General features: G+C 42.2%; 6 protein-coding genes. 2 read left to right on the plus strand and 4 right to left on the minus strand.

What is annotated here, in order from left to right; all coding sequences use genetic code 11:
• Together HMPREF0666_RS17780 and HMPREF0666_RS00485 are read right to left on the minus strand one after the other, a co-directional pair.
• A partial coding sequence (locus HMPREF0666_RS17780; RefSeq protein ID WP_009010293.1) for an IS5/IS1182 family transposase occupies nucleotides 1-358 on the minus strand: 358 nt, incomplete at its 3' end.
• A gap of 1,737 nt (nucleotides 359-2,095) precedes the next feature.
• On the minus strand, nucleotides 2,096-2,335 hold the full coding sequence (locus HMPREF0666_RS00485) for a hypothetical protein (RefSeq protein WP_009010295.1): 240 nt from the start codon (nucleotides 2,333-2,335) through the stop codon (nucleotides 2,096-2,098).
• A gap of 4,306 nt (nucleotides 2,336-6,641) precedes the next feature.
• On the opposite strand from HMPREF0666_RS00485, the gene HMPREF0666_RS00490 reads away from it, so the two are divergent.
• Nucleotides 6,642-7,010: an SMI1/KNR4 family protein gene (locus HMPREF0666_RS00490; protein ID WP_009010297.1), complete on the plus strand. Its 369-nt coding sequence runs from the start codon at nucleotides 6,642-6,644 to the stop codon at nucleotides 7,008-7,010.
• Nucleotides 7,011-7,402: 392 nt separating this feature from the next.
• Nucleotides 7,403-7,753, plus strand: coding sequence for a hypothetical protein (locus HMPREF0666_RS00495; RefSeq protein ID WP_009010298.1), 351 nt, complete (start codon nucleotides 7,403-7,405; stop codon nucleotides 7,751-7,753).
• A gap of 891 nt (nucleotides 7,754-8,644) precedes the next feature.
• Here HMPREF0666_RS00495 and HMPREF0666_RS00500 read toward each other — a convergent pair.
• Entirely contained in the window at nucleotides 8,645-9,166 is a 522-nt protein-coding gene (locus HMPREF0666_RS00500) for a hypothetical protein (protein WP_232214035.1), read from the minus strand.
• A 483-nt stretch (nucleotides 9,167-9,649) separates the two neighbouring features.
• On the minus strand, nucleotides 9,650-9,994 hold the full coding sequence (locus HMPREF0666_RS00505; protein WP_009010301.1) for a hypothetical protein: 345 nt from the start codon (nucleotides 9,992-9,994) through the stop codon (nucleotides 9,650-9,652).
• Nucleotides 9,995-11,419: the final 1,425 nt, after the last annotated feature.

An 11,419-nucleotide genomic window follows, 5' to 3' on the forward strand; every position in this document is an offset into this window, starting at 1 on the left:
AAAGGTCTGCCTCTACAAGAATGTTACGGAAACGACATACAGTCGTACTATCAGGAGCAACATCTTCCAAACCCAGTCCTACAAAGCGGCTGAAAGACAAACGATCGTTTACCTGCTCCTCAACCTCACCATCACTAAGACCATACCAAGTACGGAGAAGTTCGATTTTAAAAAGCACAAGACTATCATAGCTCGGACGACCAGTTGCCTTGTTACCTTTGGTGTAGGCAATTTCAATAATACCACGGATTGGATTCCAATCGATAATATTGTCTATCTGAGAAAAGAAGGTCTGCTTGACCTTACGCTGACCGGCTAATAGGTCGGCAAAACTGAGAGAGGAGAGTTGCTGTTTCATACTATAAAGGTACGAAAAAATAATGATATAAGCAAATTTCTAAACTAAGAGTTTTGCAGAGGTCTCAAATTATCCAACGAGTCACTTATCTTAGTTTTCTCACAGAAGAACACAGATGAACAGAACTCACAAAGGCCCACAGAGACATTAAGTCAACCGATGACACAGACCCTTTCAACTAAAATTGTCTATAACGTTCTGTGATATCTGTCGTCTGCTTGCAGACGTTTGTGGGTTCCCCCGTTAGCAGCTTGGCCTCTGTTCATCTGTGAAAATCTGTGAGAGATAAAACTCCCAATGTCTTAAGACGTTCGCAGAAAGCCCTTTGTAAAATCCGTGAACTCTGTGAGAGACAAAACTCCCAACGAACCTCTTATTTATAGACTCAGTGAGAGATGAAAAATCCAGATAGTCCCCTCTCCCAAAGTATTACATCCCACAGTTCAGACCCCACAATCATCAAGAAATCAGACTATTACACATACCATTCAAGACCATGCCTGTCTTACTTCAAGAAGGGCGTCTTCTCCATGCAAGAAGGGCATGTTCTCAAATGCAGAAGGGCATGTTCTCAAATGCAGAAGGGCATGTTCTCAAATACAGAAAGGCATGTTCTCAAATACAGAAAGGCGCCTTCTTCTGTCTTAATACGCACATATTGCATTCATGTGGGGCAAAACAAATTTACATCAAGATAAAATACTCCTCCCCCTCACATGCCTTCCATTCTCCCCACCCCTTCCCCTTCCTCTCCTAATCCACACCCGTCCCATCCCCATTCCACACACCTTCCGTTCCCAGCCCACTCCCCTTCTGTCTGCAGCCCGCTCTCTTTCCGTCCCCAACCCACTCCCCGTCCGTCCCCAACCCACTCTCCCCTCTCCGTTACTCCCCGAACTTGTTCATCTGTTACCCTGTCTCTTCTTGCATACAACTTGTTCCCTCGTCTCCCCGTCAACTCGTCAACTTGCCCGTTACTCATCGAATTTGTTCATCTGTTACCCTGTCTCCTCTCGCCACCAACTTGTTCCCTCGTCTCCCCGTCAACACGTCAACTTGCCCGTTACTCATCGAACTTGTTCATCTGTTACCCTGTCTCCTCTCGCCACCAACTTGTTCCCATGTCTACTCGTCAACTCGTCAACATACAATGTTACTCTCCGAACTTGTTCATCTGTTACCCTGTCTATTAATACACCTAACTTGCTCCCTTGTCCACTCGTTAATCCGTCTTCTTGTAAACTATTTTTATCATCTTACTTTTTTGTCGGTACTTGTCCAAAACACTGCAACGCTAATTCTTCCCTTTTTGTCACCCACTTCTACCGTCAAAAACATAACTATCAATAACACAAGTCATTAACTTGTCACACAAAAGAAGAGCATAAGGTAAGATTTAGAAGTCCTCAGCCACGAACACAGACAACACACAGAGAGAAAAGAAACAAAAACCCTCAAAATTCGACTTATTTGTATATTTATTTCACAACAACCCACGATTCCCTCCCTATCCGTCGCAGTCAACCTCCTAACTTGTCGTCTACACCCCCCAAGTAGCTACTAAACTGTCGCACCATACTTACCTTTCTGTCGCATCATACTTACTTATCTGTCGCCGCTAACTTACTAATTTGTCGTCAATCGGCCTTGTAACTCGTTGAGTGTTAAATGTTTCAACGGTCCTTACTAAGTCTTATAAAGATTGTATAACGATAATCTAACCTGAGAAGAAGTTTTTTAATTTAAAAGTATATAGAATTTCTTGCCGTGTGTGAAGACGATTTTAAACAAGTTTCTAATGCACCCTCCCTTTTTGTCGCACTTGTCTTCTCGCCCCCTCCTCACGCCACGCCCTCCGTTTTCCGACAACGTTCTCAGATGTTCGGCGGCGCGGATGGCCCGATACGTATAGCTCATTTCGATCTTTTCGGCACCATTTTCTTGTCGTTTTTCGAGCTTTTCTTTCAGTTTTTTCATGGCTCGTTTTCCCATAATTGTAGCCCATGCAAGATGCGTTTCCGAGCCTTTTTATCTTCTGTCTCTTCGTCCTTTCTATGCTTTTTGTCGCCTTTCTGTGTTAGTTAACATGATGTTTTAAGTGATTATAAATGATTATAAATATATCTTTATATAAATAATTACTATCATATTAAGTACTTGCTAATCAAGTAAATACAATATATACGGTTATTCACAGCTATCAAGAATTATACTACAGTTAGTTTTCATTTGATAAGAAATATATAAAAATGTATCTTTATAAGAATATCTTTATATCTCACCCCTACCCCTCTACGTACCAACTAAGTTTTTCTTCTTTTTGTTTGTTTACTTTTCAAGTCGTTTGACCATAATTTTCTTAGTCGTTGTTCATCGTTGATTTGTATTCAGTTTACTATCCATTTCGTGTCCTCAAGCAGCTCTTCACAACCCCCAAAAACGGCAGAAAGCGACCTCCCTTTTTGTCGTCTTTCACCCTTCACAGCGGTCGAGTTTTTCCTCCCTTTTCGTCGCCTCTCATCAATCCTCAAGTCTTTATGCCAGTTTTGTGCACCTTCTTCGCCTACAAAGTACGTGCGACAGATAGGGAATGTATTCTTAACTGTCTCCTACCCTATTAGTGTTCTAACTCGTTAATAATAAGCGTTTTAGGCAGAAATATAGCGTTATCTACGTAGAAGAAGTAACAAAACTTGTCACTTTTTTGTCGCACTTTACTTTCATCAACGCTTATAGCTCCACTGATTATCAGTATTTTATCGTGTTTTATTAAGTGTTTTCTAAACATTCCCAATTTGTCGTCTTTCTTCCTTCCGAGGCCATGTTCCTTATTTGTCGCAGTCCCTTTGCCGCTCTGTTCAGTTCGTTCAGATTGCTAAGAAAGAAAGATGTTCCTTTTTTGTCGACATACTTAGTGCGTCTATTGTCAGTTTTCTCTCCCTATTTGTCGCACTGACACCTACTAAGCGGACGGTGGTCCCCAGTTCTGTAAGTATTTCTTACGCTTTCTTTCGAGTCTTAAATGGCGTCTAACCCCCTGTGTTGTTGAATTTTATGCGTACTCTTTGTGTTTATAATAAAGTAATTAGAACCCTTCAAAGCGTAGTCTTTTCCTGTATTATTATTGTGTGTGTTCGCCCTGTCAAGCCGCTTGCACGACAGCGAAGGGCCCCTTTCACCTGGTCTAAAAGCGGTGACGAAATATGATTCTATTGCCAAGACGCTAACCAAAGAAGTACTAATAATAACGAAGTCGACTGCTGCTTAATTCCTGTCTGACAGCTTTCGGCGACTAATAGGGAGCTTATCGATTCTGTCGGATAGGCTACTAAAATTCTACATGTGAGCTGTTCGCACGTCATCTTGTGCTCCACTCCTCCGTAAGTTGTCATTTATTTTGACAAATGCGAGCCTTGCCAACCTGCAGTATTGCGTCTGCCTGCTTGGTCGTTGGGCCGTCCGCACTCATCGACTCACCCTTTTTCCCACCTTTCCCCACCCTGCGATGGAGTGGCCAGAGGAGTGTTCACCTCTTTCTTTTATGCCTATGTATTTTGTTCATTTGTGTTCTTCTGTGAGAAAAAGAAAGCACGCTCTCTATGAGATAACACGCAAACAACTCGCTGGGGAGGTTTTTCTCTCACAGAACTCACAGATTTAACAGAACATTTTTGCGCACTGTTTCGAACTCACAGAACGCCTCCGGCATACAGAATTCACAGAACGTTTCAGCTAAAGGTGGCTGTAACGTTCTGTGAAATCAGTTGACTTAATGTCTCTGTGAAACCCTGTGTGTTCTGTTCTTCTGTGATTTTCTGTGAGAGAAAGATTGTTGGATACTCGCAGTGGGGAGTTTTATCTCTCACAGAGCGCACAGAGTTCACTGAGCATTTTGGCGCACATTTCGAGCTCACAGAAGGCCTCCGGCATACAGAGTTCACAGAGGCCTTTCAACTAACATTAGCTGTAACGTTCTGTGTTATCGGTTGACTTAATGTCTCTGTGGACTTTTGTGTGTTCTGTTCATCTGTGTTACTCTGTGAGAAATAGAACGCACCCTCTCGATGAGAAAATGTCTATGAGATTCGCTGGGGAGTTTTTTCTTTCACGAAGGATATTTCTTTCTCTCACAGAACACACAGATTTAACAGAACATTTTTGCGCACTGTTTCGAACGCACAGAACGCCTCCGGCATACAGAATTCACAGAGCGTTTCAGCTAAAGGTGGCTGTAAGGTTCTGTGAAATCGGTTGACTTAATGTCTCTGTGAAAGTTTGTGTGTTCTGATCTTCTGTGATTTTCTGTGAGAGAAAGATTGCTGGATACTCGCAGTGTGGAGTTTTTTCTCTCACAGAGCGCACAGAGTTCACTGAGCCTTTTGGCGCACATTTCGAGCCCACAGAACGCCTCCGGCATACAGAAACACAGAGGCCTTTCAACTAACATTAGCTGTAACGCTCTGTGATATCGGTTGACTTAATGTCTCTGTGAAAGTTTGTGTGTTCTGTTCTTCTGTGATTTTCTGTGAGAGAAAGATTGTTGGATACTCGCAGTGGGGAGTTTTTCTCTCACAGAGCGCACAAAGTTCACTGAGCCTTTTGGCGCACATTTCGAGCCCACAGAACGCCTCCGGCATACAGAGTTCACAGAGGCCTTTCAACTAACATTAGCTGTAACGCTCTGTGAAATCGGTTGACTTAATGTCTCTGTGGAATGCTGTGTGTTCTGTTCTTCTGTGTAAATCTGTGAGAAATATAACGCACCCTCTCGATGAGATTAGGCCTATGAGACTTGCTGGGGAGTTTTTTCTTTCACGAAGGATATTTCTTTCTCTCACAGAACTCACAGATTTAACAGAACGTTTTGGCGTACTGTTTCGAGTCCACAGAAGGCCTCCGGCATACAGATATCACAGAGCGTTAAAACTATCGTAGATACTAATAAGGGACAACACAAAGCCGATATCCTTCTTATATGGGTATCTCGGTGATCACTCCCCTTCCCTCCGGGGGAGGGGTCGGGGAGGGGCCGCTATCTTTATGGGCCTTTGTGTGTCTGTTCTTCTGTGTAACTCTGTGAGAAATAGAACGCACCCTCGCTATGAGAAAATGTCTATGAGATTCGCTGGGGAGTTTTTTCTTTCACGAAGGATATTTCTTTCTCTCACAGAACTCACAGATTTTACAGAACTTTTCAACCAACGTTTCGAACCCACAGAACGCCTCCGGCATACAGAATTCACAGAACGTTAAAACTATTGTAGATACTAATAAGGGACAACACGAAGCCTACATCCACTCTATAGGGGAATCTCGGTGATCACTCCCCTTCCCTCCGGGGAGGGGACGGGGGAGGGGCCTCTCAGTCACAGAACGCCTCCGGCATACAGAAAACACAGAACGTTACTGCTAAACTTGGCGATGAGATTTAGGAAAGAGCAGCTTTCATAGGATGATAAAAAAATATTACATTGCTTTAAGAGAGACTCCTCCTAAATATGAGTATAATGTGTCTTCTGATTGCATTTATAACCTTCACGAAATCAGAATGTTACGGATCGAATATGAGAATATGCCTTTCTTGCTCCAAGAAGGGCGTCTTCAACGTGCAAGAGGGGCATGTTCTCGAATGTAGAAGGGCCTTTTCTCGGCACATGCTCACACCCCTTTACGAATGTAGAGGGGTTGGTTAGCGAAGAATCCTTACATTTCCTGCTCGCATACTTAGCATTCTTGCTGATGGTGCTCCCTTCTCCGTCCCCTGCTGTCCAGTTCTGCGAGGCATTGCTTCGTAGCCTCTCGCTCGACCTGCGGGGCAAAAGATGCCTCACCCCCAGTCCCTTCCACGAACGCTTGATACAATAAATAGCAGGGGTGTTCGTTATGTTTATGATGATGTTAGGGTTGCGTATGGATGCTTGAATGGTAAATATAAAGTACAAAACACAGCGAAATTATTGAAGAAAAAACATCATTTTGTTGCTGATGCTGGCACCCCCTTTTGCACAGACCTAACTCTGTAAAAGTGGAATGGTCGGACAATCAGCTATATATAGATAATGTTCGTTGTGGGCAGCCGAGCCTTGTAACAAACAAGACGGAGTGGGAATGATGAATGGGGCGTACTTTGAAGCATGCTAATAAAATGATTTATCAGAAGATGAATGATGCGGTGATGACATCAAAACAGGTTACGTAAGCGTTACGAAAGTCGCATAAACAATTAGAAAACCTATGAGACGAAGGTTTAGATAGGCTTGCACTTTACACATGAAATATAATTATGAACACAGAAGAAAATAATAAACAAATAGCTGAACTTGCGCAGCGACTAAATATGAAATTTCCCAGTTCGTATGTTGATTTCCTATCCGAAATCGACAATGGAGATGTGTTTGAAATAAAAGGAACAGGAATATGTATGTATTCTTACGCTGATCTGGAGGAAAGAAACCTGACGTATGAGGTTGAAGCGTTCGAACCTAACTATTTTATGATTGGTCAGGACGGCGATTTAGCCTACTTTATTCGCAGAGATAATCCCATCGACGACTCGATTTATTCAAATGATCTTGGGGCATTAGGAGCATCGGAGATGAAAAAGGAGGCTGATGATATTCTTCGTTTCATAGCCTTAGTCGAGGAGAAATAATTGTTTTGTCGATGTTTTAGGCTATTTGGAATAAGACGTAAAAAGCTGGGGGAGTATCTGACAACCATCTTAGTTCTGCATTGACGAATGGTGGTTCATGCCTTTTTCAAGCGGGGTGGAATGAGAAATTTACAAACGATACCTCTTTAATGGGTAGTCCCGATGAGTCTTTCCGATGGTTTCCATGTGGCTAAAATAAAGGCGATAAAAAGGGTGTCAAGAGTATTAACAGGCATTAGAAAGGAGACTTCTGTGCTAAGCGAAACTTAAGTAAGTTCGGATAGGGAGGAGCGTTCTATAACAGGTTGGCCTGTGGAAGTATATAATAGTTAAATATCTGATATACAGTAGGGTATCGATGAGTAATTAAAAATTAACATGATAAAAGTGACATGGATAAAGAGCGTATTATAGAAAAGTTAGATTGGCTGTTTAAGTCGGCTTTATCAGCACCAGACCCAACCTCAGAGGAGTTTAAGGAAGAACAGTTCCTATTCTTCGAGAACTATGTTCGATTTCTGCAAGATAACGGTTTTACCACGCGGGTTCTATTAAAGGATAATGAAAAGGCGACGGCTGAGTCGCAAATAAAAGTTGGTGATTTGACCCCAGACGGGTTGAAGTTTTATTTCTATGGGATAAGGAAATGGAGAGAAAAATACGACCGTGCGAAGGATAAAAAGAAAGCTATTAATGACTTTAACTTTATCGATAAAAAACTGAAACAGTTTCGTGAACAATAAACTGAATGGACTCGGCGACATTAACACCTTATTATATATAGTCGGCGTATCGGTGGGTATCACTTGTTTTGAGCCCTGTGTGTTCTGTTCCTCTGTGTTTTTCTGTGAGGGATAGAAAGCACCCTCGCTATGAGATGATACACAAACAAATTGCTGGGGATTTTTTCTCTCACGCTGAGAAGGTTTTTCTCTCACAGAGCGCACAGAGTTCACTGAGCCTTTTGGCGCACATTTCGAGCGTACAGAAGGCCTCCGGCATACAGAGTTCACAGAGGCCTTTCAACTAACATTAGCTGTAACGCTCTGTGATATCGGTTGACTTAATGTCTCTGTGGAATGCTGTGTGTTCTGTTCTTCTGTGTAAATCTGTGAGAAAAAGAACATTGGAAAATTGTCGGTGGGGAGGTTTTCTCTCACAGAACTCACAGGTTTAACAGATCCTTTTGCGTACAGTTTCGAACCCACAAGATAGTGGCCCCTCCCCAACCCCTCCCCCGCAGGGAGGGGCGTAGTATGTGAGGTTACCCCTATTAGGCTGCTAACACAGTTCTTGGGTAGTTCTTTCTCTCACAGAACTCACAGATTTAACAGAACTTTTTGGCGCACAGTTTCGAGCCCACAGAAGGCCTCCGGCATACAGAGTTCACAGAGCATTACTGCTAAAGAAGGGTGTTGGGTGATAGTTGTTAGGTGTTGATGATTAGCCATAGGGGTATCTCGGTGATTACGCCCCTCCCTTCTGGGGAGGGGTCGGGGGAGGGGCCTCTTCCTCACATGGGTATCTCGGTGATTACTCCCCTTCCCTTCGGGGGAGGGGTCGGGGGAGAGGCCGCTTCTTTTCGTTCGATAGTTCCAGTGCACAGGGTGGTCCCACATCATTCGTTATGGAGCCTATTTCTTCCGTTGAAATAATCCTGTGTCGTCAAGAAAATATCTTACAGTCTCCATATGAACTTTGGGATTAACGACACCTCCTATGATATCACCATTCTCATCAATCTCAACAAGGGTCTTATGATATTTATGTAATGTTATTACAAAATCCTTTGTTATGGTGAAATCATTATAATACATAATTTCAGAAATGAACCGACTGTCTAATAAGAGTCTGTCAATAAGTTTATTATCCTTATATGAGTTTATCTGAATATTAAGAAAGTCAATATCGCTTTCTCCCGTGTAGTTGTATATAATTATTCTACAGACTATATCCTTATATACAATAGTTTTTATGGTATAATATGATATCTTTTCTTCTGATTTGACATCAAATATGTTTTCTTTGATACCATTACACAGTTGGTCATTAGGCATAAAAATAGCCATTGGCAATGAGTCTGTATTGCAACAAACATACTTCACTGAGTCAGGAGTCATTTGGTAATATTGTTCAGCATCCTTAGAAGCGAACACATATTTCTCATTATGGACTCTGCTCTCTCTCCCCTTTTCTTTCGCAGCATAGCAATTGTAGAAGGAGAACAGTATTAGTAAAATAAATAATATATTATTCCTCATTCCTTAATGATATTTAAGTTGGGTGAATATCCTTGTAAATGTAAATGATGATGATGGTTAGGGTATTTCTTAGTATGGGGTAGATCATATATGTTCCCACCTATCTTATAAGACCAAGCTCATAAACTTTTCCAACCAAATTTATATAATGCTTTATTCCATGCATTTTGCCTTTTGATATCAAGTTCGTGGGGAGTAGCGGTAAGGTCTAATATCTTTCCACTTCTATCTTTACGTAAATATCTTATATCACCATTCTTCCCATTTAGATGTGAAGGGCTTACCACCGGCGAACCATCAGACATACTGAATCCATTACAAACAATATCATCAAAGCAGACCTCTAACTTTTCACCTAAAAGGCTTGCCCATGTGTGCTCATTCGCGTATGCTCTTTGTGAATTTATCGTTAGTTTTATAATGCTTATTTCCATCTCTATATACGTCCTGTACACATCTTAAATCGATAAGATTAACAGTCCCACTTTTCGCTCCATACACTTTTGTAGGTTTAATACTCGCAAAGCCAATTTCATACATCTGTCCCTTTTCATCATGATAGATATACTTGTATTTATCCTCATATCCTTTCTGTATTGCTCTCGGAATATGTTTCTCTATTCCTCCATCCCAATAGACATGATATGTAACGATGCCTGGCACGATTGCTGTAATGGCTACCCTTCCCACTGCCTGCGGTGATGTTATTCTAATTTGTGCCATATTTTCATCTTTTTAAGTTCAACTTTGCCGATAATTACCATTCCTTTTTTATCCGTTTATCCGGAACAAGAAACATAATAAACTCCCTCATCTGTTACTTTCTCAAAGCTAAATTCTATGGTTTCCCCCACATTGTAATTACCAAGAACTATATAGACATTCACAGCTTCAACTACAAAGAACTTCCTACATTTATATTCATTCAGATTTAAACATTAGGTATCATTGATGGTGTATGCCAAGGTCTGCCACGCCTTCTTTCATCTACATGGGTTCCTGCGGGCCCTTATTCCACCTTCATAGTAATCCGCGTTCTATATTGAGTCGCCTATTGATAGACATTTCCATTGGTGAGATCTGAACGTAAGTGGTCATTTCTTCTCTGAAATTGGGCTTTCCTCCGTCTTCACCATCAGCTCCAAAATGATATTATCGGAGGGGTTATCCATTAGTAAAAGACTACTTTTAGAAATCATCTCGGCCAACAGATAGTTCAAAAACAATAGTTGGACAGCCTGACATCATAGCTTTGACCATTAACTATCAGTGATGATTATAGACATAGGTCCTGTTTATTAGGTTTTTGCAAAGATATATTTTTCTTTCTGAAAAGCAAAGACACAAGAGAATAAATTATGGATCATACGGAATTAGGAGTAATTATTGGATGGGAACATGACTTGAGACATCCCAATCGATAAGCTCCGCACGAGTCCAAAGTAGTATCTGCTCATTCTGTGTCCACTGTGAGAGATAAAACTTCCACCGAGTCTCTTGCATTCTTTTTCTCACAGAATTACACAGATGAATAGGTTTCACAAACCTACATAGATAGTGGCCCCTCCCCCAACCCCTCCCCCGCAGGGAGGGGCGTGGTATGTGAGGTTACCCCTACAAGACAGCCAGTAAGATAATAGAACGAGGCGACATCCACCTCATAGGGGTATCTCGGTGATCACTCCCCTTCCCTCTGGGGGAGGGGTCGGGGGAGGGGCCGCTATCTTTATGGACCTTTGTGTGTTCTGTTCTTCTGTGTAAATCTGTGAGAAATAGTACGCACCCACTCGATGAGATAAGGCCTATGAGACTCGCTGGGGAGTTCCTTCTTTCACGAAGGATATTTCTTTCTCTCACAGAACTCACAGATTTAACAGAACCCATTTGCGCACTGTTTCGATCCCACAGAAGGCCTCCGGCATACAGAATTCACAGAACGTTACTGCTATCGTCGATACCAATAAGGAGGCAAAAAGCAGCCTACATCCAGCTCACATGGGTATTTCGGTGATTACTCCCCTTCCTCCGGGGGAGGGTCGGGGGAGGGGCTTCTAACCTATTGGGGTATTTCGGTGATCACTCCCCTTCCTTCGGGGGGAGGGGACGGGGGAGGGGCCAACTGGTGATATAGTGTTATCTCGGTACTCC

The sequence above is a fragment of the Prevotella sp. C561 genome (assembly GCF_000224595.1).
In the GTDB taxonomy this organism is placed as follows: domain Bacteria; phylum Bacteroidota; class Bacteroidia; order Bacteroidales; family Bacteroidaceae; genus Prevotella; species Prevotella jejuni.

Coding starts and splice junctions, on each gene's coding strand:
- HMPREF0666_RS00485 (WP_009010295.1), bottom strand. CDS start 2,335: ATGAAAAAACTGAAAGAAAAGCTCGAAAAACGACAAGAAAATGGTGCC.
- HMPREF0666_RS00490 (WP_009010297.1), top strand. CDS start 6,642: ATGAACACAGAAGAAAATAATAAACAAATAGCTGAACTTGCGCAGCGA.
- HMPREF0666_RS00495 (WP_009010298.1), top strand. CDS start 7,403: ATGGATAAAGAGCGTATTATAGAAAAGTTAGATTGGCTGTTTAAGTCG.
- HMPREF0666_RS00505 (WP_009010301.1), bottom strand. CDS start 9,994: ATGGCACAAATTAGAATAACATCACCGCAGGCAGTGGGAAGGGTAGCC.